This is a genomic window from Roseovarius indicus (genome assembly GCF_008728195.1).
In the GTDB taxonomy this organism is placed as follows: Bacteria; Pseudomonadota; Alphaproteobacteria; order Rhodobacterales; family Rhodobacteraceae; genus Roseovarius; species Roseovarius indicus.
In genome coordinates, this window is record NZ_CP031598.1 from 2471574 (window position 1) to 2492671 (window position 21098).

At 66.8% G+C, this 21098-nt stretch carries 20 protein-coding genes; 11 read left to right on the plus strand and 9 right to left on the minus strand.

The features are described 5' to 3' along the window. The first annotated feature begins 19 nt into the window (after nucleotides 1–19). Both RIdsm_RS11520 and RIdsm_RS11525 read left to right on the plus strand, forming a co-directional pair. On the plus strand, nucleotides 20–1852 hold the full coding sequence (locus tag RIdsm_RS11520) for an ABC transporter ATP-binding protein (RefSeq protein ID WP_057816508.1): 1833 nt from the start codon (nucleotides 20–22) through the stop codon (nucleotides 1850–1852). 19 nt (nucleotides 1853–1871) lie between these two features. After that, a complete protein-coding gene (locus RIdsm_RS11525; RefSeq protein ID WP_057816509.1) occupies nucleotides 1872–3032 on the plus strand; it encodes a M20 aminoacylase family protein in 1161 nt (386 codons plus the stop codon). A 221-nt stretch (nucleotides 3033–3253) separates the two neighbouring features. Here RIdsm_RS11525 and RIdsm_RS11530 read toward each other — a convergent pair whose 3' ends face one another. Genes RIdsm_RS11530 through moaA form a run of 3 tightly spaced genes read right to left on the minus strand, consistent with a single transcriptional unit; the run spans nucleotide 3254 to nucleotide 6606 of the window. Continuing rightward, nucleotides 3254–4288 carry a glycosyltransferase family 4 protein gene (locus RIdsm_RS11530; protein WP_057816510.1) on the minus strand — a complete coding sequence of 345 codons (1035 nt, stop codon included), beginning with the start codon at nucleotides 4286–4288 and terminating at the stop codon, nucleotides 3254–3256. Nucleotides 4289–4318: 30 nt separating this feature from the next. After that, a complete protein-coding gene (locus tag RIdsm_RS11535) occupies nucleotides 4319–5599 on the minus strand; it encodes a 3-deoxy-D-manno-octulosonic acid transferase (RefSeq protein ID WP_057816511.1) in 1281 nt (426 codons plus the stop codon). After that, nucleotides 5599–6606 carry a GTP 3',8-cyclase MoaA gene (gene moaA / locus RIdsm_RS11540; protein WP_057816512.1) on the minus strand — a complete coding sequence of 336 codons (1008 nt, stop codon included), beginning with the start codon at nucleotides 6604–6606 and terminating at the stop codon, nucleotides 5599–5601. Before moaA ends, RIdsm_RS11535 begins: the two co-directional genes overlap by 1 nt. A gap of 86 nt (nucleotides 6607–6692) precedes the next feature. On the opposite strand from moaA, the gene RIdsm_RS11545 reads away from it, so the two are divergent. Further along, a complete protein-coding gene (locus tag RIdsm_RS11545) occupies nucleotides 6693–7172 on the plus strand; it encodes a hypothetical protein (RefSeq protein ID WP_057816513.1) in 480 nt (159 codons plus the stop codon). Nucleotides 7173–7181: 9 nt separating this feature from the next. Here the strand turns inward: RIdsm_RS11545 and RIdsm_RS11550 are convergent, their stop codons facing one another. From RIdsm_RS11550 to glmU, 4 genes are read right to left on the minus strand one after another with little or no spacing between them, the layout of a single operon-like run. Then, nucleotides 7182–7871, minus strand: a complete 690-nt coding sequence (locus RIdsm_RS11550; protein ID WP_057816514.1) for a DNA alkylation repair protein — start codon at nucleotides 7869–7871, stop codon at nucleotides 7182–7184. Next, nucleotides 7868–8416 carry a pyridoxamine 5'-phosphate oxidase family protein gene (locus tag RIdsm_RS11555; RefSeq protein WP_057816515.1) on the minus strand — a complete coding sequence of 183 codons (549 nt, stop codon included), beginning with the start codon at nucleotides 8414–8416 and terminating at the stop codon, nucleotides 7868–7870. Before RIdsm_RS11555 ends, RIdsm_RS11550 begins: the two co-directional genes overlap by 4 nt. 4 nt (nucleotides 8417–8420) lie before the next feature. Further along, nucleotides 8421–10244, minus strand: a complete 1824-nt coding sequence (gene glmS / locus RIdsm_RS11560) for a glutamine--fructose-6-phosphate transaminase (isomerizing) (protein WP_057816516.1) — start codon at nucleotides 10242–10244, stop codon at nucleotides 8421–8423. A 1-nt stretch (nucleotide 10245) separates the two neighbouring features. Then, nucleotides 10246–11604: a bifunctional UDP-N-acetylglucosamine diphosphorylase/glucosamine-1-phosphate N-acetyltransferase GlmU gene (gene glmU / locus RIdsm_RS11565; protein ID WP_057816517.1), complete on the minus strand. Its 1359-nt coding sequence runs from the start codon at nucleotides 11602–11604 to the stop codon at nucleotides 10246–10248. 130 nt (nucleotides 11605–11734) lie between these two features. On the opposite strand from glmU, the gene RIdsm_RS11570 reads away from it, so the two are divergent. Both RIdsm_RS11570 and RIdsm_RS11575 read left to right on the plus strand, forming a co-directional pair. After that, a complete protein-coding gene (locus RIdsm_RS11570; protein ID WP_057816518.1) occupies nucleotides 11735–12406 on the plus strand; it encodes an HAD-IA family hydrolase in 672 nt (223 codons plus the stop codon). Between the two features lie 96 nt (nucleotides 12407–12502). Next, entirely contained in the window at nucleotides 12503–13702 is a 1200-nt protein-coding gene (locus tag RIdsm_RS11575) for a DegT/DnrJ/EryC1/StrS family aminotransferase (RefSeq protein WP_057816519.1), read from the plus strand. 65 nt (nucleotides 13703–13767) lie between these two features. On the opposite strand, the gene RIdsm_RS11580 is transcribed toward RIdsm_RS11575, so the two are convergent. Next, on the minus strand, nucleotides 13768–14238 hold the full coding sequence (locus RIdsm_RS11580) for a pyridoxamine 5'-phosphate oxidase family protein (protein ID WP_057816520.1): 471 nt from the start codon (nucleotides 14236–14238) through the stop codon (nucleotides 13768–13770). Between the two features lie 173 nt (nucleotides 14239–14411). Between RIdsm_RS11580 and RIdsm_RS11585 the strand changes: the two genes are divergently transcribed. The 3 genes from RIdsm_RS11585 to RIdsm_RS11595 are packed head-to-tail and all read left to right on the plus strand — an operon-like array spanning nucleotide 14412 to nucleotide 17617. Further along, nucleotides 14412–15575 (plus strand): isovaleryl-CoA dehydrogenase, encoded by a 1164-nt coding sequence (locus RIdsm_RS11585; protein ID WP_057816521.1) that lies wholly within the window; start codon nucleotides 14412–14414, stop codon nucleotides 15573–15575. Beyond that, nucleotides 15572–16054, plus strand: a complete 483-nt coding sequence (locus RIdsm_RS11590) for a lysozyme inhibitor LprI family protein (RefSeq protein WP_057816522.1) — start codon at nucleotides 15572–15574, stop codon at nucleotides 16052–16054. Before RIdsm_RS11585 ends, RIdsm_RS11590 begins: the two co-directional genes overlap by 4 nt. A 3-nt stretch (nucleotides 16055–16057) precedes the next feature. Next, nucleotides 16058–17617, plus strand: a complete 1560-nt coding sequence (locus RIdsm_RS11595; RefSeq protein WP_057816523.1) for an AMP-binding protein — start codon at nucleotides 16058–16060, stop codon at nucleotides 17615–17617. A 62-nt stretch (nucleotides 17618–17679) separates the two neighbouring features. Here RIdsm_RS11595 and RIdsm_RS11600 read toward each other — a convergent pair whose 3' ends face one another. Continuing rightward, complete coding sequence (locus RIdsm_RS11600) at nucleotides 17680–18297, minus strand: OmpW/AlkL family protein (protein ID WP_057816524.1); 618 nt, start codon at nucleotides 18295–18297, stop codon at nucleotides 17680–17682. 152 nt (nucleotides 18298–18449) lie between these two features. Between RIdsm_RS11600 and RIdsm_RS11605 the strand changes: the two genes are divergently transcribed. The 3 genes from RIdsm_RS11605 to RIdsm_RS11615 all read left to right on the plus strand — a co-directional run bounded on the left by RIdsm_RS11605 (nucleotide 18450) and on the right by RIdsm_RS11615 (nucleotide 21096). Further along, on the plus strand, nucleotides 18450–20054 hold the full coding sequence (locus tag RIdsm_RS11605; RefSeq protein ID WP_057816525.1) for a carboxyl transferase domain-containing protein: 1605 nt from the start codon (nucleotides 18450–18452) through the stop codon (nucleotides 20052–20054). 140 nt (nucleotides 20055–20194) lie between these two features. Further along, complete coding sequence (locus tag RIdsm_RS11610; protein ID WP_057816526.1) at nucleotides 20195–20611, plus strand: thermonuclease family protein; 417 nt, start codon at nucleotides 20195–20197, stop codon at nucleotides 20609–20611. Further along, a complete protein-coding gene (locus RIdsm_RS11615; protein WP_057816527.1) occupies nucleotides 20608–21096 on the plus strand; it encodes a hypothetical protein in 489 nt (162 codons plus the stop codon). The genes RIdsm_RS11610 and RIdsm_RS11615 overlap by 4 nt, the downstream gene beginning before the upstream one ends. The last annotated feature ends 2 nt before the right edge of the window (nucleotides 21097–21098 follow it).

Sequence of the window (21098 nt, forward strand, 5' to 3'; positions counted from 1 at the left end):
CTTCCGAACAGGAGACCCCATGCTCGACCGCCCTGTCGGCCACCCCGTCGCCCGCATCGAGAACTTGCGGGTGGACTTCCAGACGCGTGATGGACCGGTCACCGGTGTCGAGGACGTGTCGTTCGAGGTGTTCCCCGGGGAGACGGTTTGTATTGTCGGCGAATCCGGGTCGGGCAAGTCGGTGTCGTCGCTGTCGCTGATGCGGCTGGTGGAGTTCGGGGGTGGCGAGATTGCCGGGGGCCGGCTGATCTTCGACGAGGGCGAGGGGCACGAGATCGACCTTGCCAAGACGCCGCAGAACCTGATGCGGACGATCCGGGGCAACCAGATCGGGATGATCTTCCAGGAGCCGATGACGGCGCTGAACCCGGTCTTCACCATCGGGCGGCAGCTGACCGAGGGGTTGCGGCTGCACAAGAACATGGACCGGAAGGCGGCGAGGGCGCGGGCGCTGGAGCTGTTGCGGGAGGTTCGGATACCGGAGCCGGAAAGGCGGCTGACGCAGTATCCGCACGAGCTGTCGGGCGGGATGCGGCAGCGGGTGGTGATTGCGATGGCGCTGGCCTGTCAGCCGAAGCTGCTGATCGCGGATGAGCCGACGACCGCGCTGGATGTGACCATTCAGGCCGAGATCCTAGCCCTGATGAACCGGCTGAAGCGGGAGACCGGCACGGCGGTGATGTTCATCACGCACGATATGGCCGTGGTGGCGCAGATGGCCGACCGGGTGGTGGTGATGTTCCGGGGGCGGAAGGTCGAGGACGGGCCGGTGGAGGAGATCTTCGCCAACCCGCAGCATGAGTATACGAAGGCGTTGTTGGCCGCCGTGCCGCGTTTGGGCGAGATGCGGGGGAAGGCGGCGCCGGAGCCGATGAAGCTTTTCGGGGTCGAGGATCAGGAGATCGCGCCGATCGTCGGGAGCGACGAGACGCTGTTATCCGTGAAGGGGCTGGTGACGCGGTTTGCGGTGCGCGGCGGGCTGCTGCGGCGGACGGTGGCCAATGTGCATGCGGTGGAGGATCTGTCGTTCGAGCTGGGCCGGGGCAGGACGCTGTCTCTGGTGGGAGAGTCGGGCTGCGGGAAGTCGACCGCCGGGCGGTCGATCCTGCGGCTGATCGAGCCTTTGCGGGGCGAGATCACGCTGGATGGCACGGATATCATGGCGCTGGGGGATGGCGCGTTGCGCAAGGCGCGGCAGGACATGCAGATGGTGTTCCAGGACCCGTTCGCGAGCCTCAACCCGCAGATGAAGTTGGCCGATCAAGTGGCGGAACCCATGAGAAATTTCGGGATCGGCAGCGGGTCGGAGCGGGATGACCGGGTGGCGATGCTGTTCGACCGGGTGGAGCTGCCGCGCAGTTTCCTGCGGCGCTATCCGCATGAGTTGTCGGGCGGGCAGCGGCAGCGGGTGGCGATTGCGCGGGCGCTGGCGCTGAACCCCAAGCTGATCGTGGCGGACGAGGCGGTGAGCGCGCTGGATGTCAGCGTGCAGGCGCAGGTGCTGAACCTGATGATGGAGCTGCAGGCCGAGCTGGGCGTGTCATTCCTGTTCATCAGTCATGACATGGCGGTGGTGGAGCGGGTGAGCCACGACGTGGGCGTGATGTACCTGGGCCGGATCGTGGAGCGCGGGCCGCGGGCGAAGGTGTTCGAGAACCCGCAGCACCCCTATACCAAGGCGCTGCTGAAGGCGGTGCCGGTGGCGGACCCGGCGAGGCGCCACAAGGAAGATGACTTGAAGTTCAAGCCGATCCCGTCGCCCATTCACGATGTGGGATACGAACCGGGCCCGTCTGTTTACGAAGAGGTGGAGCCGGGGCATGTCGTGCTGGTGTCCGACAGCGGCTATTGAGGAAAAAGGAGCGAAAGAGATGCCCGTGAAGAACCGGTTTGCAGAGATGCATGACGAGATCACCGCCTGGCGGCGGGATATGCACGAACACCCGGAGATCCTGTTCGAGACGCACCGGACGAGTGCGTTGGTGGCCGAGAAGCTAGAGGCGTTCGGCTGTGACGAGGTCGTCACCGGGTTGGGGCGCACGGGCGTTGTCGGGATCATCAAGGGGCAGAAGGCCGACAGCGGCAAGGTGATCGGGCTGCGGGCCGACATGGATGCGCTGCCCATTCATGAGCAGACGGGGGTCGAGTATGCCTCGAAGACGCCCGGGGCGATGCATGCCTGCGGGCATGACGGGCATACGGCGATGCTGCTTGGCGCGGCGCGCTACCTTGCGGAGACGCGGAATTTCAATGGCACGGTCGCGGTGATCTTTCAGCCCGCCGAGGAAGGCGGCGGCGGCGGCAAGGAGATGTGCGACGACGGGATGATGGAGCGGTTCGGCATCCAGGAGGTCTACGGGATGCATAACTGGCCCGGGGTGCCGATGGGGCAGTTCGCGATCCGGCCGGGCGCGTTCTTTGCCGCGACCGACAAGATCGAGATCCTGGTCGAGGGCAAGGGCGGACATGCCGCCAAGCCGCATGAGACGGTGGACCCCTCGGTGATGGCGGCGCATCTGCTGACGGCGATTCAGTCGATTGCCAGCCGGAACGCCGACCCGACCGAGCAGCTGGTGGTGTCGGTTACGTCGATGGAGACCTCGTCGCATACGTTCAACGTGATCCCCTCGTCGGTGAAGATGATCGGGACGGTGCGGACGCTGAGCGGCGAGATGCGGGATTTGGCCGAGGAACGGTTGCAGGCGCTGTGCGACAGTATCGGGCCGGCTTTCGGGGGCAAGATCACGCTCAACTACGAGCGGAACTACCCGGTGATGGTGAACCATCCCGACCAGACCGAGTTTGCGGCGCAGGTGGCGCGATCGGTCAGCGGGCAATGCGATGACGCGCCGCTGGTGATGGGGGGCGAGGATTTCGCCTTCATGCTGGAGGCGCGGCCGGGGGCGTATATCCTTGTGGGCAACGGCGACACGGCGGCGGTGCATCACCCGGAGTACAATTTCAACGACGAGGCGATCCCGGCAGGGTGCAGTTGGTGGGCCGGGGTGGCCGAGCAGCGGATGCCTTTGTGATACGGGTGTAGGAGTGGGGGCCAGCCCCCACGCCCCCGGGATATTTTTACCAAGAAGAAGCTGGGGCGGCGTGCTGACCTGCGAATGGTGCTTTGGCGTTAACGGTAGGCGTGGGGGGCGGCCTAACGGTAGGCGTGGGGGGCGGCCCCGCCGCCGTTGGGCCCGGACGAATGGTGCACGATGGCGGTCTCCGGGATGTTTTCGGCCAGAAGAAGAGGGGGTTAGCCCTCGGACCAGAGCCGGTCGTAGACGGCGGCGATGGCGGTGGCTTCCTGCTCGATGCTGTAATGGGTTTGGGCTGCGGCGCGGGCGGCGGTGGACATTGCTTCGAGGCGCGCGGGATCGGAGAGGAGGGTGGCGAGGGTTTGGGCGGCGGTCTCGGGCTCGGTGATGAGGCCGCAGGTGCCCTGGCCGGAGAAGCTGCGGTAGTAGCCTTGGTCGGTGGCGACGAAGGGGGTGCCGGAGGCCATGCCTTCCAGCGGCGCCATGCCGTAGCCTTCGTAGCGGGGGAGTTGGACGACCGCCGAGAGGGCGCGCATGAGCGGGGGCAGGTCATCGGGGGGGAGTTCGCCGGGGAAGAGGATGCGGCCCGTGAGGCCGGCGGCGGCGATGCGCTGTTCGAGGCCGGCGAGGAAGGCGGCGTCGGATTTGGCGGCGCGGCCGATGACGAGGGCAGTGAGGCCGGGGTGGTTCGGCAGCAGCTTTATCATGGCGTCGACGAAGCGGTCGGTGCCCTTTTCGGGGCGGATGCGGCCGATGGTGGCGATACCTGACGTGCCAGGGTGGCCGGTGGCGGCCCAGGCGGCGGCGCGATCTGTGGCCGGCGTGAAGCGGGCGGTGTCGACGCCGTGGGTGACGGTGGCGCGGACATGGGGGACGAAACCGGCGGCTTTTTCGGTGGTGGCGATCACCGCGTCCATGCGCGAGATGAGCCAGCGGGGGAAGGCCGAGTGGCGGCGGATGGCGGCGGAGGTGAAGACGATTTTCACCGGCAGGCGGAGCACGTCGCGGGCCCACAGGGCGGCGCGCATTTCCGGGTTTCGGCGGACGTGCCAGATGGTGAAGGGGCGGTTTTCGGGTTTGGTGCGGGAGAGGCGGAGGGCGTCGCGGCGCGTGACAGGCGTCGGGCAGCCCGGCAGGGGGTGGCCGGCGAGGACCATGTCGAACCGAGAGGCCTGCTGGCGGATGACGCCGGCGGCGGTGGCGGAGACGCCGGTGAAGTTGGGGTTGAAGTTGGTGACGATGAGCTCGGGCAAGGGAGGTGCCTTGGTTGGGGTGGCGCCTGCCTAGCGCATGGCGAGGGCCTTGCAAAGGGTGTCGGCGAAGGCGTCGAGCACGTCGTCCTGGGCGGCGGCGAAGCGGCGGGCGTTGTCACGGAGGGTGTCGAGGCGGTCGGGACTCTTGAGGAGTTTGTCGAGTTCGGTGGCAAGGGCCTTGGCGTCGTCGACTTCGATGCCCGCGCCGGCGGCGTCGAGCTCGGGGTAGGTTTTGGCGAAATTGGCGTAGAGCGGCCCGTGGAGGATGGCGGAGCCCGCATGGGCAGGCTCGAAGGGATTGTGGCCGCCCACCGGCGTGAAGGAGCCGCAGAGGCAGGTGAGGGGCGAGAGGGCGTACCAGAGGCCGGTCTCGCCCAGCGTGTCGGCGAGGTAGACCTGGGTCGTGGCGGTGAGAGGGTCGCCTTTGCTGCGCCGGGCCGGTGTGAGGCCGGCGTCGGTGATCTGTTTCGCGATGGTGTCGGCGCGCTCGGGGTGGCGGGGGACGAGGATCAGCAGGGCGTCGGGGTTGTCTTGCAGGACGGATTTGTGGGCGGCGAGCATGACCTCGTCTTCGCCGGGATGGGTGGAGCTGGCGAGCCAGAGGGGGCGGTTGGCGATCGTCTCTTGCAGCCCGGCGAGGGCGGCGGCGTCGTAGGGGGCGGGGCCGGCGAGGGATTTCAGGTTCTGGCCGGCTTCGGCCTGGGTCAGGCCGAGATCGTGGAGGTGGTCGGCCGTGCGCTGATCCTGGCAGTGGATCATTCGGAAATGGTTCATCAGGTAGCGCGCCGTTTCCGGGAAGCGCTTCCAGTTGCGGGCCGAGCCCTCGGAGATGCGGGCGTTGATGAGGGCGAGCGGGATGCCCCTGTCATGGGTGCGGGTGAGCATCTGGGGCCAGAGCTCGCTTTCGACGAAGACCGCCGCGTCGGGGTGCCAGTTGCTGAGGAACCGGCGGAGCGGGCGGGAGGCGTCGAGGGGGGCGAACTGGTGCTGGGTGCGGGGCGGCAGGCGCTTGGCCACGACCTGGGCCGAGGTGGCGGTGCCGGAGGTGAGCAGGAAGGAGGTGTCGGGGAGGGCCTGGCCGAGGTGTTCGATGAGGCGCAGGACAGAAAGGCTTTCGCCGACGGAGGCTGCGTGGAACCAGACGAGGCGGCCCTTGGGGCGCGCGGCGGTGGCGCGGCCCATCCGTTCCTTCTGGCGGGTGGGGGAGATGCCCTGGGCGTCGAGCTTGGCGGCGACGCGGCGGTAGGCCAGCGGGGCCACGATGTTGGCCGCGGCGCGGTACAGCCAGATGGGCAGGGGCGCGCCCTGCATCACCCGCCGGTGTGGCTCATGTGGCGGGACATCTGGCCGTCGACGGCCTGGCGCGAATAGTCGAAATCGTGGCCCTTGGGCTTATGCGCGATGGCGTCGCGGATGGCCTGTTCGAGGGGCGCATCGTCGGCGGGGTTGTTGCGGAGCGGCGCGCGCAGGTCGGCCATGTCTTCCTGGCCGAGGCACATGTAGAGCTCACCCGTGCAGGTGAGGCGGACGCGGTTGCAGCTTTCGCAGAAATTATGGGTGAGCGGCGTGATGAAGCCGATCTTCTGGCCGGTTTCTTCCAATTGCACGTAGCGGGCGGGGCCGCCGGTGCGTTCGGCCAGGTCGGTGAGGGTGTATTCCTGTGACAGACGGGCGCGGAGGTCGGTCAGTTTCCAGTACTGGTCGAGCCTGTCCTCGTTGCCGATATCGCCCATCGGCATGACCTCGATGAAGGTGAGGTCCATGTCGCGCTCGGCGCACCACTGGACGAGGGTGAACAGCTCGTCTTCGTTGAAGCCCTTGAGCGCCACGGTGTTGATCTTGACCAGGAGGCCGGCCTTCTGGGCAGCGTCGATGCCCTTGAGCACCTGCGGCAGGCGGCCCCAGCGGGTGACGTCGGCGAATTTTTTCTCGTCGAGCGTGTCGAGGGAGATGTTCACCCGGCGGACGCCCGCGGCGTAGAGATCGTCGGCGAAGCGGGCGAGTTGGGAGCCGTTGGTGGTGAGGGTCAGTTCGCGCAGATCGCCGCTTTCGAGGTGGCGGGTCATCGACTGGAAGAAGGTCATGATATCGCGGCGCACCAGCGGTTCGCCGCCGGTGATGCGCAGCTTTTCCACGCCGAGGCGCACGAAGGTCGAGCACATGCGGTCGAGCTCTTCCAGGGTCAGGAGTTCCTTCTTGGGCAGGAAGGTCATGTTCTCCGACATGCAGTAGACGCAGCGGAAATCGCAGCGGTCGGTGACGGAGACACGCAGGTAGGAAATGGCGCGCTGGAAGGGGTCGATGAGCGGTGCTGTCATGGGGCAGAACCTATGCCGTGGGGGAACGGGGCACAAGGGCTGTTCTTTGGATTGTCGGGGGCGGCCGGGGGCCCTAGATTGGGGGCATGAAACGGGTTTTCTTGATTTTCGGCGGCTTGATGCTGGCCGGGTGCGGCGCCTTCGAGGGAGGGCTGTTCGCGCCGAAGGACCGGGCGCCGGAGACGGCGGAGGCGCAGGCGACGACCACCGCGGCGGCACCGCCGGCGGGGGCTAATACGGCGGATACGCTGGATACCACGAGCGAGGAAGAGCGGGCGCAGGCCGTGGCCGATGCCGGGGCGGCCGGGGGCGAGACCGATCTTGGCGTGACCATCGCCTCGCTGGGGGCGGTGGCGGAGCCGGGGATCTGGCTGAAGACGCCGCTGGTGCAGGCCGAGGCGCGGGGCCGGGTGGAGTTTCCGGAGAAGGGCACCAAGGTGGCTGTCGATCTTATTCCGCTCGATGCGGAGCCCGGTGCGGGGAGCCAGATTTCGCTGGCGGCCATGCGGCTGCTGGAGGCGGACCTGACCTCGCTGCCGGAGTTGCGCGTATACCGGACGGAGTGAGGCCCCGCATCAGCCGAAGTTTTCGTCGAGATATTTCGAGGCTTCGCGGCGGGCGAAGCGTTTCATGTGGCTGGCGTTCGCCTTGAGGAAGGCGCGGACGCGTTCGGCATCGTGTTTCGACAGCTCGCGCAGCCACCATGCCACGGATTTCTGGATGAACCAGTCGGGGTCTTGCACATAGGCCTCGGCCCAGCCGAGGACGCGGGTGCGAATCTCGTCTTCATGCGGCTTGGGGTTGTTCTGGTGCGCGAAGGGCAGGGTGATGACCATCGCGGCGCGGCGAATCCAGTGGGAGTCGGACTCGGTCCAGCTCGCCACCTCCTCGATGCGGGAGGGCTCGGCGGTGAGGCGTTTCTGCCCCGCCATCATGGCGTGATCGGCGATGGCCCAGCTGTCGAGGTCGGGCAGCCAGCTTTTTATGAGCTCCCAGACCGCGTCATCCGGGCGGATGCGGGCCTGGGTCAGCAGCTTGGCGGCGGCGAGGCGGGCCTCGAAGATATCGGTGTTCCAGAGATCGCGGGCGAGGGTGACGCGCTCGTCGACCGTGAGGGTCTGGCGCCATTCCTTGGCAAGCTCGTTGATGGCCGGGTTGGCGACGCCGAGATAGCGGCGGGGCACCTTGTGATAATCGGCCATCCCCTCGGCGCGGCCGGGTTCGACATGCGTTTCGAGCTGGGCGAGCGCGTCTTCCAGGGTCATGCCGGGCCCTCGATGCCGGTGGGGGCGCCGTCGACGGTTTTGGCGTTGCGTTCCGTCCAGTAGGTGCGGATGCCGTCTTCGCCCTTGTCGTCGGTCCAGTGTTTGAGCGTGTCGCGGTCGCCCACATGCTCGAAGAAGGGCACGGCATAGCCGCAGGATTTCTGCACCATGTCGATGGACATGTCGTAGATCTGGCGCATGCCGGGCTGGGGCGGGAAATGGTCGGCCATCTCGGCCCAGTCGGTATCGTGCGGGTGGATGGTGCGGGCGGTGCCGTAGGCGCGCAGGATGATCGGCTGACGGGTGAAGGAACACCACATCAGGGTCATCCGGTTGGATTGCGCGAGGTGGCCGGCGGTTTCGTTGCCGCTGCCGGTGAAGTTGCGCCAGAGGATCCGGTTGGGGGAGAGGACGCGGAGGCTGTCCATCCCCTTGGGCGAGACGTTGACGAACCCGGTGGGCGCAGCGGTGGCGCAGAAGAAGAGGTGCTGCTTGCCGATGAGCTTTATGTGGGCGTCGGAGAGGGCGTCGTACTGGGTTCCCATGGGGTTACTCCACCGTGACGGATTTGGCGAGGTTGCGGGGCTGGTCGACATCGGTGCCCTTGGCCACCGCCGTGTGATAGGCGAGGAGTTGGGCCGGCAGGGCATAGAGGATGGGGGCGACCAGCGGGTCGCAATCGGGGACGATGAGCTGCCACCAGACGCCGTCATCGGCCTCTTCCGCGCCGCCGCGGTCGGTGACGAGGAGGACCTTGCCGCCGCGCGCCATCACCTCCTGCATGTTGGAGACGGTCTTGTCGAAGAGCGCGTCGCGGGGGGCCATGACCACGACCGGCATCTGCTGGTCGATGAGGGCGATGGGGCCGTGCTTGAGTTCACCAGATGCGTAACCTTCGGCGTGGATGTAGCTGATTTCCTTGAGTTTCAGCGCGCCTTCGAGGGCGAGGGGGTAGAGCATGCCGCGCCCGAGGAAGAGGGCGTGGTCGGCCTCGGCCAGGTGGTTGGAGGCGCGGCGGAATTCCTCGCCCCGTTCCAGTGTCAGGTTCATCAGCGCCGGCAGGGAGCGGACGGCGGAGAGCTTGTCGGCGAGCTGGTCTTCGGTCATGGCGCCGCGATCCCTGGCGGCCTTGAGGGCGAGGAGCAGCAGGACGACCAGCTGGCAGGTGAAGGCCTTGGTGGAGGCGACGCCGATTTCGGTGCCGGCATAGATCGGCAGCGCAAGGTCGCTTTCGCGGGCGATGGAGCTTTCATTGGCATTGACAATGGAGAGGAGCCGCTCGGCCCGGCCGTTGCAATAGCGCAGGGCGGCGAGCGTGTCGGCGGTTTCGCCCGACTGGCTGACGAAAAGGGCGGCGGTGCGGGGCGGCACGGGCGGTTCGCGATAACGGAATTCCGAGGCGATATCCACGTCGACGGGGAGGTTCGCCACCTGTTCGAACCAGTATTTCGCCGTCAGGCAGGCGTAATAGGCGGTGCCGCAGGCGACGAGGGTCAGCCGGTCTAGCGAGGCGAAGTCGAGCTTCGGGTCGTCGAGCGCGATGTTGCGGCCATCGTCGGAGAGGTAGTGGCGCAGGGCGTCGCCGAGGACGACGGGCTGTTCGGCGATTTCCTTGGCCATGAAGTGCTTGTGCCCGGCCTTGTCGACGCGGGCGTTTTCCATGTGGATGGTGCGCATCTCGCGGTTGGCAAGGTCGCCATGGGCGTCGGTGATGGTGACGCCGGTGCGGGTGACGACGGCGCAGTCGCCTTCCTCGAGATAGGTGATGCGGTCGGTGAGGGGGGCGAGCGCGATGGCGTCGGAGCCCACGAACATCTCGCCGTCGCCGTGGCCGATGGCGAGCGGGCTGCCCTTGCGGGCGGCAACCAGAAGGTCTGGCTCGCCGTCGAAGAGGAAGCAGAGGGCGTAGGCGCCCTCGAGCTCGTTCAGGGTCAGCTTGGCGGCCTCGACGGGGCCGTGGCCTTCCTGCATGAAGTGGCGGGTCAGGAGGGCGACGGTTTCGGTGTCTGTGTCGGTGTCGAAATCGTGGCCCTTCTCGGCGAGCCTTGCGCGGAGGTCGCGGTAATTCTCGATGATGCCGTTATGGACGACGGCGACGGGCCCGGCCTTGTGCGGGTGGGCGTTGGAGACGTTGGGCGCGCCGTGGGTGGCCCAGCGGGTGTGGCCGATGCCGGCCTTGCCCGCGAGCGGCTGGTGCACGAGCAGGTCGGAGAGGTTGACGAGCTTGCCCACCGCGCGGCGGCGGTCGAGCTGGCCTTCGTTGATGGTGGCGATGCCGGCGCTGTCATAGCCCCGGTATTCGAGCCGCTTGAGCGCCTCGACCAATGTGGGGGCGACCTCGTGGGTGCCCAATACGCCTACGATGCCGCACATGTCAGCCTGCCTCCGTTTTCGTTTTTTGCGCCTTCTTTTTTCGAAGAAGGTCGAAGAGTTTCCGGGCCATGCCGGGCTTGTTCACCTGGGTGGCGCGGGCGATGGCCAGCGCGTCGGCGGGCACGTCCTTGGTGATGACGGAGCCAGAGCCAGTGAGGGCGCCGTTGCCCACGGTGACGGGGGCGACGAGCATGGTGTTCGAGCCGATGAAGACGTTTTCGCCGATCTCGGTGTGGTGCTTGGAGACGCCGTCATAGTTGCAGGTGATGGTGCCGGCGCCGATGTTGGAGCGCTGGCCGATATGGGCGTCGCCGATATAGGACAGGTGATTGACCTTGGCGCCCTCGTCGATGGTGGCGTTTTTCACCTCGACGAAATTGCCGATACGGGTGTCTTCGGCCAGTTCCGCGCCGGGGCGCAGGCGGGCGTAGGGCCCCACGACCGCGCCGCGGGAGACGTGGCAGCCCTCGAGATGCGAGAAGGCGCGGATATGGGCGCCGGTTTCCACGGTGACGCCGGGGCCGAAGACGACGTTCTGTTCGATGATCGTGTCGCGGCCTATGGCGGTGTCGAAGGCGAAATGCACGGTTTCGGGGGCGGGCAGGGTGACGCCGTTCTCCATCGCCTCGGCCCGGGTGCGGGCCTGGAAGGCGGCCTCGGCGGCGGCGAGGTCGGTGCGGGAGTTGATGCCGAGGGTTTCGGCCTCGTCGCAGGCGATCGCGGTGGCGGAGAGGCCCTTGGCGTTCGCGATGCCGACGATGTCGGTGAGGTAGTATTCGCCGGAGGCGTTGTCGTTGCTGACCTGTTCGATGAGGTCGAAGAGGGTCGCCGCGTCAGCGCAGATCACGCCGGAATTGCAGAAGGTTATGGCGCGCTCTTCATCCGAGGCGTCCTTGAATTCGACGATCTGGTCGAGGCGGTCGCCGGACATGACGAGACGGCCGTAGCGGGCCGGGTCGGCGGCTTCGAACCCCAGCACGACAACGTCGTGGGTTTTGCGGGCCTCGGCCATGCGTTCGAGGGTTTCGGGCGAAATGAACGGCGTGTCGCCGTAAAGGACGATGGCGTCGCCCGAGAAGTCGTCGAGGGCGGGTTTGGCCATGGACACGGCGTGGCCGGTGCCGTTCTGCTCTTCCTGGAGGGCGATGAGGGCGTCGGCGTCGTAGTCTTTCGCCGCCTTTTCCACCTGATCGGCGCCGTGGCCTGCGACGACGATGGTGCGTTCGGGCGAAAGCGCCGCGCCGCCGCGCATGGCGTGGTGGAGCATCGGCACGCCGGCCACCTTGTGGAGCACCTTGGGCAGGTCGGATTTCATGCGGGTGCCCTTGCCTGCGGCAAGAATGATGAGCGCGGTGGCCATGCGGTTCCTCTTCCAATTTCGATGCGCCCGTTTTATCGGGTTGCGTGTCCCGTGCAAGGCGGGGGCCCATCAAAGTTGATTGCGGCATGTGACAGGCCTTGGCGGATTGATGCCGAGAGGGAGACAGGCGATGCGGACGGTTGTGTTCGATCTGGATGGAACGCTGGCGGATACGAGCGGCGACCTGATCGCGGCGGCGAATGCCTGTTTCCGGGGCATGGGCGAGGGCGACCTGCTGGACCCGGTGGCCGATGCCGGGACGGCGCTGCGCGGCGGGAAGGCGATGCTTACGCTGGGGATGGAAAGGCTGGGTCGGGCTGGCGATATGGCCGAGGTGGAGCGGCAGTATCCGTTGTTGCTGGAGGCCTATGCGGGGGCGATCGATACGCATACGACGCTTTATCCGGGCGCGATGGAGGCGGTGGCGCTGCTGGCGGACAGTGGCTATCGCGTGGCGATCTGTACCAACAAGCCCGAGCGGCTGGCGGCGATGCTGCTGGACCGGCTGGGGGTGAGCGGGGCGTTCGGGGCGATGATCGGGGCGGATACGCTGCCGGTGCGGAAGCCCGACCCCGAGCCGCTGCGCGAGGCGGTGCGGCGGGCCGGGGGCGTGCCGGAGCGCGCCCTGCTGGTGGGCGATACGGTGACGGATCGCGAGACGAGCCGGGCGGCCGGTGTGCCGTCGGTTCTGGTGACCTTCGGGCCGACGGGGATGAGCGTGGCCGAGCTGGAGCCGGAGGCGCTGATCGGGCATTTCGACGAGCTGCCGGGGGTGTGCGACCGGTTGCTGGGGCCCGCGTGAAGGCCGCGTGAAGGGGCGTTTCGGGTTTTCTGAAAGCGGTGGTGTCAGAGCGGGCAGGTTCTTGACCTGCGCGTAAGGCGGGCGCACAAAAGGGCCATGACGGAAGTTTTCAAAGGCAGTTTCACCCAGCAGGAGCCGATCCCCGAAGACGGGATCGCGGCGGCGCTGGACGTGCTGCGGCATGGGCGGTTGCACCGGTATAACCTTGCGCCGGGCGAGGACGGCGAGGTGGCGCTGCTGGAGCGGGAGTTCGCGGCCTATGTCGGGGCGCGCTATGCGCTGGCGGTGGCGTCGGGCGGCTATGCGCTGGCGACGGCGCTGCGGGCCGTGGGGGTGAAACCCGGCGACAAGGTGCTGACCAACGCCTTCACACTGGCGCCGGTGCCGGGGGCGATTGCGAGCGTCAATGCGGTGCCTGTCTTCGTGGGGGTGACTGAGGATCTGGTCATCGATCTCGATGACCTCGAGGCAAAGGCCGGTGAGGCCAGCGTGCTGATGCTGAGCCATATGCGCGGGCATATCTGCGACATGGATCGGCTGATGGAGGTCTGTAACCGGGCCGGGATCACCGTGATCGAGGATTGCGCCCATACGATGGGGGCGGCGTGGAAGGGCGTGCCCTCGGGCCGGCATGGGCTGGTGGGGTGTTATTCGACCCAGACCTACAAGCACATGAATTCGGGCGAGGGCGGGTTTCTTGTCACCGACGACGACGAGGTGATGGCGCGGGCGGTGATGCTGTCGGGGTCGTACATGCTTTATGGCCGGCACGGGACGGTGCCGCCGGAAGAGGTTTTCGCGCGGGTGAAATACGAGACGCCCAACGTGTCGGGGCGGATGGATAATCTGCGGGCGGCGATACTGCGGCCGCAGCTGGCGAAGCTGGACGACCAGTGCGCCGCGTGGAACGCGCGGTACGGGGCCGTCGAGGATGGGCTGCGCGGGACGCCGGGGCTGACCGTCGTCGCCCGGCCGGAGGCGGAGAGATATGTGGGCTCGTCGATCCAGTTCCTGCTGCTCGACTGGCCGGATGCTGCCGTGGCGGACGTGATCGACCGGTGCAAGGCGCGGGGGGTGGAGCTGAAGTGGTTCGGCGGGGCGGAGCCCACGGGGTTCACCAGCCGGTATGACAGCTGGCGATATGCCCCGTCGGAGCGGATGCCGAAATCGGACCGGGTGCTGAAGGGGATCGTGGACATGCGGTTGCCGCTGACCTTCAGCCTCGACGATTGCGCGCTGATCGCGCGGATCATCCGGGCCGAGGCGGGGGCCGTCTGGCAGGAGCAGGCGGCGTAAATTGAAAGGCGCGGCCCGGGAGGGAGCCGCGCCTTTCGCGTTCTGCAGATCGGTTCAGATCAGTTTCAGAACGTCAGGTGGCCGTGCTTGCCGAGGTCGGGGGTGTCCTCGGTCATGTTGGCGCGGGCCATTTCGAAGAGGGTCTTGGCGGTGCCGTCGGTTTCCCAGACTTCGGCCTTGGTGGGCTTGAACCCGACGAGGCAGACCTTGTCGTCGTGGCGGCCGTCTTCGAACCACGCGGCGGCCATGGGCGACCAGATTTCATCGAGCTTGTCGGGGTCGTTCACCAGCGAGAGCGTGCCCTCGACGGCGGCGTAAAGCTGACCGTGCGAGGAGGCCAGGGTGTAGTGCCCCTGGGCGCCGCCCTGTGCGGCTTCTTCGATGTCGGTGCCCTTGGCGGTGATGAACCACAGCATGTCGTCCTTGCGCTTGGCGACGTGGGCCATCGGGCGCGGCGGGGCGGTGGGGGTCGAGAGCATACCGGCGGTGATGTCGTCGAGCCGGTCCCAGAACGTGTCTTTCATGGTGTCGGTCATGGTAGGATCCTTTCCGATGTTGGCCTGTTTGAAGGGTCAACGCGCGCCTGCTCGGCGCGGTTCCTCGCTGATCGGGCGGGATGGCGGGGCGGCGCCGACGGTTCCGGGATTGACGCGACTCGGTTTGCGATATAGTAAATGAACAAGTGTTCAATAAATGCCGGAGGAGGCCCATGTTCAACGCCGTGATGAAATTCGATCTGGGCGAGGATGTGAACGCGCTGCGCGAGATGACGCATCGCTGGGCGCAGGACCGCGTGAAGCCCATGGCCGCCGGTATCGACGAAGAGAACGCCTTTCCCAACGAGCTTTGGAAAGAGATGGGCGAGATGGGCCTTCTGGGCATCACCGTGCCGGAGGAATATGGCGGGGTGGACATGGGCTACCTCGCGCATGTCGTGGCCGTGGAAGAGGTGGCGCGGGCGTCGGCCTCTGTCTCGCTGAGCTACGGGGCGCATTCGAACCTGTGCGTGAACCAGGTGAAGCTGAACGGCAGCCCGGAGCAGAAGGAGAAATACCTGACCCGTCTGGTGTCGGGCGAGCATGTGGGCGCGCTGGCGATGTCGGAGGCGGGCGCGGGCAGTGACGTTGTCGGCATGAAGCTGAAGGCCGAGAAGCGGAACGATCATTACAAGCTGAATGGCAACAAGTACTGGATCACCAACGGGCCGGATGCCGACACGCTGGTGGTCTATGCCAAGACCGACCCGGAGGCCGGGAGCAAGGGGATCACCGCCTTCCTGATCGAGAAGAGCATGAAGGGGTTCTCGACCAGCCCGCATTTCGACAAGCTGGGGATGCGCGGGTCGAACACTGCCGAGCTGATCTTCGAGGACGTGGAAGTGCCCTTCGAGAACGTGCTGGGCGAGGAAGGTAAGGGCGTGCGCGTTCTGATGTCTGGCCTCGATTACGAGCGGGTGGTGCTGGCCGGGATCGGGCTTGGCATCATGGCCTCGTGCCTCGACGAGATCATGCCGTACATGGTGGAGCGCAAGCAATTCGGCCAGCCGATCGGGAATTTCCAGCTGATGCAGGGGAAGATCGCCGACATGTACACGGCGATGAATTCGGCGAGGGCCTATGTGTATGAAGTTGCCAAGGCCTGTGACCGGGGGGAAGTGACCCGGCAGGATGCGGCGGCGTGCTGTCTTTATGCCAGCGAGCAGGCGATGGTGCAGGCGCACCAGGCCGTGCAGGCGATGGGTGGCGCGGGCTTCCTGAACGATGCGCCGGTGGCAAGGATTTTCCGGGATGCCAAGCTGATGGAGATCGGCGCCGGGACGAGCGAGATCCGGCGGATGCTGGTGGGTCGCGAGCTGATGGGGGCGATGTCGTGAGGATCGCGCTTCTGGCGGTGATGCTGGCGGGGCCTGTGGCGGCGCAGGAGCGGGTGTTCGATGCGTCCGTGGCCGAGGCCTGTCTCGAGAGCGTCGGGGTGTCGGGTGCGTTCGAGGACTGCGTGGGGCAGGCGGCTGAACGGTGCATGGACGAGACCGATGGCGGGCAAACGACCGCGGGCATGAGCCAGTGTTTGCAGGCCGAGGCGCAGTGGTGGGACACGGTGCTGAACGCGACCTATGGCGAGCTGCTGGCGTTTTCCAAGGAGGCGGATGCGGCGAACGGGGTCGAGGTGCCGAGCCAGGAGACGGCGCTGCGGGACATGCAGCGGGCGTGGATCGGCTATCGCGACGCGAAATGCGGGTTCGAGCGGTCGCAATGGGGCCGGGGCTCGGGCGCCGGACCGGCGGTGGCCGCGTGCCTGATGGAAGAGACGGCGCAGCAGGCGCGCGTGTTGAAATCGGCGCTGCCGGAGTAGGCGATGCTGGTTAGGGCCGGGTCATACGAGGCGCTGTACGACGGGTTCCGGTGGAACCTGCCGGAGCAGCTGAACATGGCGGCGCAGGTGTGCGATTACTGGGCCGGGACGGCGCCCGACCGGGTTGCGATCGTCGATCTGAGCGACGGGCGGCAGGAGATCACCTATGGCCGGCTGCGGGAGATGGCCGACGGGCTGGCGCAGGCGCTGGTGGCGCGCGGTATTGGCCGCGGCGACCGGGTGGGCGTGCTGCGGAGCCAGGGCGCGTGGTGTGCGGCGGCGCATGTGGCGATCTGGAAAATCGGTGCGATTTCAATCCCCTTGTTCAAGCTCTTCAAGCAGGATGCGCTGACGAGCCGGGTGTCGGATGCGGGGGCCCAGGTTGTGGTGACCGATGCCGAGGGCGTGGGGATGCTGACGGCGTTGCCGGGCGTTTCGGCCTTCGTTCCGGAGGAGGAGCGTTTGCCCGGGGGGCGGTTCGAAACGGTGGAGACGGCGGCGGACGACCCGGCGGTGCTGATCTATACTTCCGGGACGACGGGCAGCCCCAAGGGGGCGCTGCACGCGCATCGGGTGCTGACGGGGCATCTGCCGGGGGTCGAGATGAGCCATGATTTCCTGGGCGAAGAGGACGATTGCCTGTGGACGCCGGCGGATTGGGCGTGGATCGGCGGTCTGTTCGATGTGCTGATGCCCGGGCTGGCGCTGGGGGTGCCGGTGGTGGCGGCAAGGCTGGCGAAATTCACGCCGGAGGAATGCGTGAGGGTCGTGCGCGAAGCCTCTGTCAGGAATGTGTTTTTCCCGCCCACGGCGCTCAGGATGCTGAAGGCGGCGGATACCCGGATCGAGGGGTTGAGGACGGTCGCAAGCGGCGGGGAGCCGCTGGGGGGCGAGATGCTTGACTGGGGGCGGTCGGCCTTCGGGGTGACGATCAACGAGTTTTACGGGCAGACCGAGTGCAACATGGTGGCGAGTTCCTGCGGGGCCCTCTTCAGCCCGTTGCCGGGCTGCCTCGGGAAGCCGGTGCCGGGGCACGAGATCGCGGTGCTGGATGAGGCCGGCGAGCCTGCGGATGGCGAGGGCGACGTGGCGATAAGGCGTGGCTCGGCCTCGATGATGCTGGAATACTGGAAGCGGCCGGAGGCGACGGCGGAGAAGTTTCGCGGCGACTGGATGCTGACCGGGGACAGGGGCGCCTGGGAGGGCGATTACCTGCGCTTCGTGGGGCGGGAGGATGATGTGATCACCTCGGCCGGGTACCGGATCGGGCCTGCGGAGATCGAGGATTGCCTGCTGAAGCACCCGGCGGTGGCGACGGTCGGCGTGGTGGGCAAACCGGACGAGATGCGCACCGAGATCGTCAAGGCCTTCGTGGTGCTGAAGGACGGGGAAACGCCGAGCGACGAGATGGCCGAGGCGCTTCAGGTGTTCGTGAAGGAACGGCTGGCAAGCTATTCCTATCCAAGGGAAATCGCGTTTCTCGATGAGCTGCCGATGACGGTGACGGGCAAGGTCATCCGCAAGGAGCTGAAGGCGCGTGCGGCGGCGGAGGGTGGCTCATGATGCCTGAAACGCAACGGGCCGACGTTTCCGCCGGCCCGTGCCTGTCCCGCCCTTTGATGGGTTCAGAATTTCATGACGTAGGCGGCACCGATCACGATCGGGTCGATGCTGACATTGCCGATCGGCACGCCGCCGACCTTGGCCTTGGTGTCGATGTCCATCCAGCGGATGTCGGCACGCAGCGAGGCTTTCTCGCTGATCTTGAAGTCGAGGCCCGCGTGGACGGCGACGCCCCAGCTGTCGTCGAGGCTGACCGGCACGCCGGCCAGAACGCCGGTACCTTTTTCATCCCAGAAGTGGGTGTAGTTGACACCGATGCCGGCGAAGGGCGTGATGTTCGACGAGTTGGTGAAGTGGTACTGGATCGAGACCGTCGGCGGGAGGTGCTTGGTCTTGACGACGTCACCGGCGCCCAGCAGCTGGGCGTCGTGTTCGAAGGGCCAGGCGGCCAGCACTTCGAGGCCGATACGGTCGGCGACGAAGTATTCGAAGGTCAGGGTCGGGCGGACGTTGTCGTCGACGCGAACCGGACCGGCGAGCGTGGCGCTCCAGCTGTCGGTCGGCATCACCCAGTGGACACCGAGGCCGAGGAGCATGTCGCCCTTGGACTGTGCGAGGGCCGGGGCGGCCGCTACGGTGGCGAGGGCGGTGGTGAGGGCAAGTTTCGTGAGGGTTTTCATGGTGTGTCCCAGTCTTTCTGTACGGGGACTGCATGCGCCCGCCGGGGTGATTCCGGCTTTGACCTGCATCAAATGAAATCGCTTGTGCGGCACTGCAGCATAATTGCAACAACCCGGGCCATGTTCGGCCTGCGCGTGTGTGAGGAGATCCGATGAAACTGAAATCCAAGGCTTTGACATCGTCGGAGGATTTTCTGGCCAACCGCAAGGCGCATCTCGAGGCGCTGGGGCTGGTCGAGGAGGCCGTGGCCGCCGCCGCGCAGGGCGGGGGCGAGGCGGCCCGCGACCGGCAGCGCAGCCGGGGCAAGATGCCGCCGCGGGAGCGGGTGGCGAACCTGCTCGACCCGGGCAGCCCGTTCCTGGAAGTGGGCGCCACTGCGGCGCATGACATGTACGGGGGCGACGCCCCCTGTGCCGGGGTGATCGCCGGTGTGGGTCGGGTGAGCGGCACCGAATGCATGGTCGTCTGCAACGATGCGACCGTGAAGGGTGGCACCTATTACCCGATGACCGTGAAGAAGCACCTGCGCGCGCAGGAGATCGCGGCGGAATGTGGTTTGCCGTGTATCTACCTGGTGGATAGCGGCGGCGCGAACCTGCCCAACCAGGACGAGGTATTTCCCGATCGCGACCATTTCGGGCGGATCTTCTACAACCAGGCGAACATGAGCGCGAAAGGCATTCCGCAGATCGCCGTGGTGATGGGGTCTTGTACCGCGGGCGGGGCCTATGTGCCGGCGATGTCGGACGTGACGATCATCGTGAAGGAGCAGGGGACGATCTTCCTGGCCGGTCCGCCGCTGGTGAAGGCGGCGACGGGCGAAGTGGTGAGCGCCGAGGAACTGGGCGGGGGCGATGCGCATACAAGGCTGTCGGGCGTGGCGGATTACCTGGCCGAGGATGACGCGCATGCGCTGGCGCTGGCAAGGCGGGCGGTGGCCGGGCTGAACCGGCGCAAGCCGGATACGGTGATGTGGCAGGCCTCGGAAGAGCCGGCCTATGACCCGGACGAGATTTTGGGGGTGGTGCCGGCCGGGTTGCGGACGCCCTATGACATTCGCGAGGTGATTGCGCGGGTGGTCGACGGGTCGCGCTTCGACGAGTTCAAGGCGCGGTTCGGGGAGACTCTGGTCTGCGGGTTCGCCCATGTGAAGGGGTGTCCCGTGGGGATCATCGCCAACAATGGCGTGCTGTTTTCCGAGTCGGCGCAGAAGGGCGCGCATTTCGTGGAGCTGTGCAGCCAGCGGAACATTCCGCTGGTGTTCCTGCAGAACATCACGGGGTTCATGGTCGGCAAGGCTTACGAGAACGAGGGGATCGCGCGGCACGGCGCCAAGATGGTGACGGCGGTGGCGACGACGAGCGTGCCAAAGATCACCATGCTGGTCGGCGGCTCGTTCGGGGCCGGGAATTATGGCATGGCCGGAAGGGCTTATCAGCCGCGCTTCATGTGGACATGGCCCAATTCGCGGATCTGCGTGATGGGGGGCGAGCAAGCGGCGGGCGTGCTGGCCACGGTCAAGCGCGACGCGATCGAGCGCAAGGGCGGGACGTGGTCGGCCGAGGAGGAGGCCGAGTTCAAGCGGCCGACGCTGGAGCAGTTCGAGCACCAGAGCCACCCGCTCTTTGCCAGTGCGCGGATGTGGGATGACGGGATCATCGACCCGAGGAAGACGCGGGATGTGCTGGCGTTGAGCCTGAGCGCGGCGCTGAACGCCCCGATCGAGGAGACGAAGTTTGGTGTGTTCCGGATGTAGGCATGGCGCGCGGGCGTAAGGTCGTTCCGTTCCGCCGTGGGGCGCGCCGTCATCCCAAGTGGGATATGGGGGCGCCGAACCCGCGGGGGAAGACCCCGTTGCGACCGCGTCGGGGTCGGACGAACTGGCCGGTGGTGCTTATGATCGTGGGGGCATCTGTAATTTTCGGCCCTGTGGCGCTGGATGCCGCAAGCCTGACATGGAGGCAGAGCGAAGGATGCAAGGTCTGGATGGTCGTGGATGGCGACACGGTGAAGATGACCTGCCCCGCGGAGGGCTATGTCAGCGGACGAATCCTGGGGTTCGACACACCGGAAATGAAGTCGCGCTGCCCGACGGAGCTGGTGATGGCGGTATCGGCAACCTTCTACCTGCGCTGGCAACTCTGGACGGCGGGAAAGGTGGTGGCGACACCGCGCGGAAAGGACCGGTATGGAAGGGTTCTGACATTGATGACGGTCGACGACGAGCTTGTCGGGACACGCATGGTCGGGGCCGGACTGGCCCGGTGGTATGACGGCGGCAAACGTCGGAGTTGGTGCGGGGCGGATGGATGACGCTGAGCTTCGTCACTCGCGCCATGGTGCTGACCGCGGTGACGGTGGCGGGGTGGCTCTATATCGCGGAGCATGCCGGGACGTGGGGCGAGGGCGAGGTGATGGAGGGCTGCGAGGTGGCCGAGGTGATCGATACGCGGACGGTGCGGCTGATGTGTGGAGAGGCGGACCGGCTGGTCAGGCTGGAAGGGCTCGGGGTGCCGGATGTCGGCGAGCCAGGGTGCGATGCCGAGCTGGCGCATGGGGCGCTGGGGAGGGATCGGTTGCGGGTGCTGCTGGAGGATGGCCCCCTGGAATGGCGGCGGACGGGCGAGCCCATGGAGGGTGTGCCCGGTACGCCTGTTCCTGTCCGGGTGACGGTGGGAGACGAGAATTTGGCTGACCGGCTGGTGCGCGAGGGGCTCGCGGTGGAGGCCGGTGGCGAGGGGGCGAAGGTGAACTGGTGCGATCGGTTGGGCGCCCCGGTGGAAGTTGAGAAGGATTGAGC

Excerpts from the sequence above, each read along its gene's own strand:
- RIdsm_RS11525 (WP_057816509.1), top strand. The coding sequence starts at position 1,872 with ATGCCCGTGAAGAACCGGTTTGCAGAGATGCATGACGAGATCACCGCC.
- RIdsm_RS11615 (WP_057816527.1), top strand. The coding sequence starts at position 20,608 with ATGACGCTGAGCTTCGTCACTCGCGCCATGGTGCTGACCGCGGTGACG.
- RIdsm_RS11585 (WP_057816521.1), top strand. The coding sequence starts at position 14,412 with ATGTTCAACGCCGTGATGAAATTCGATCTGGGCGAGGATGTGAACGCG.
- glmS (WP_057816516.1), bottom strand. The coding sequence starts at position 10,244 with ATGTGCGGCATCGTAGGCGTATTGGGCACCCACGAGGTCGCCCCCACA.
- RIdsm_RS11555 (WP_057816515.1), bottom strand. The coding sequence starts at position 8,416 with ATGGGAACCCAGTACGACGCCCTCTCCGACGCCCACATAAAGCTCATC.
- RIdsm_RS11570 (WP_057816518.1), top strand. The coding sequence starts at position 11,735 with ATGCGGACGGTTGTGTTCGATCTGGATGGAACGCTGGCGGATACGAGC.
- RIdsm_RS11595 (WP_057816523.1), top strand. The coding sequence starts at position 16,058 with ATGCTGGTTAGGGCCGGGTCATACGAGGCGCTGTACGACGGGTTCCGG.
- RIdsm_RS11545 (WP_057816513.1), top strand. The coding sequence starts at position 6,693 with ATGAAACGGGTTTTCTTGATTTTCGGCGGCTTGATGCTGGCCGGGTGC.
- RIdsm_RS11535 (WP_057816511.1), bottom strand. The coding sequence starts at position 5,599 with ATGCAGGGCGCGCCCCTGCCCATCTGGCTGTACCGCGCCGCGGCCAAC.
- RIdsm_RS11580 (WP_057816520.1), bottom strand. The coding sequence starts at position 14,238 with ATGACCGACACCATGAAAGACACGTTCTGGGACCGGCTCGACGACATC.
- RIdsm_RS11600 (WP_057816524.1), bottom strand. The coding sequence starts at position 18,297 with ATGAAAACCCTCACGAAACTTGCCCTCACCACCGCCCTCGCCACCGTA.
- RIdsm_RS11575 (WP_057816519.1), top strand. The coding sequence starts at position 12,503 with ATGACGGAAGTTTTCAAAGGCAGTTTCACCCAGCAGGAGCCGATCCCC.
- moaA (WP_057816512.1), bottom strand. The coding sequence starts at position 6,606 with ATGACAGCACCGCTCATCGACCCCTTCCAGCGCGCCATTTCCTACCTG.
- RIdsm_RS11520 (WP_057816508.1), top strand. The coding sequence starts at position 20 with ATGCTCGACCGCCCTGTCGGCCACCCCGTCGCCCGCATCGAGAACTTG.
- RIdsm_RS11550 (WP_057816514.1), bottom strand. The coding sequence starts at position 7,871 with ATGACCCTGGAAGACGCGCTCGCCCAGCTCGAAACGCATGTCGAACCC.
- RIdsm_RS11610 (WP_057816526.1), top strand. The coding sequence starts at position 20,195 with ATGATCGTGGGGGCATCTGTAATTTTCGGCCCTGTGGCGCTGGATGCC.
- glmU (WP_057816517.1), bottom strand. The coding sequence starts at position 11,604 with ATGGCCACCGCGCTCATCATTCTTGCCGCAGGCAAGGGCACCCGCATG.
- RIdsm_RS11605 (WP_057816525.1), top strand. The coding sequence starts at position 18,450 with ATGAAACTGAAATCCAAGGCTTTGACATCGTCGGAGGATTTTCTGGCC.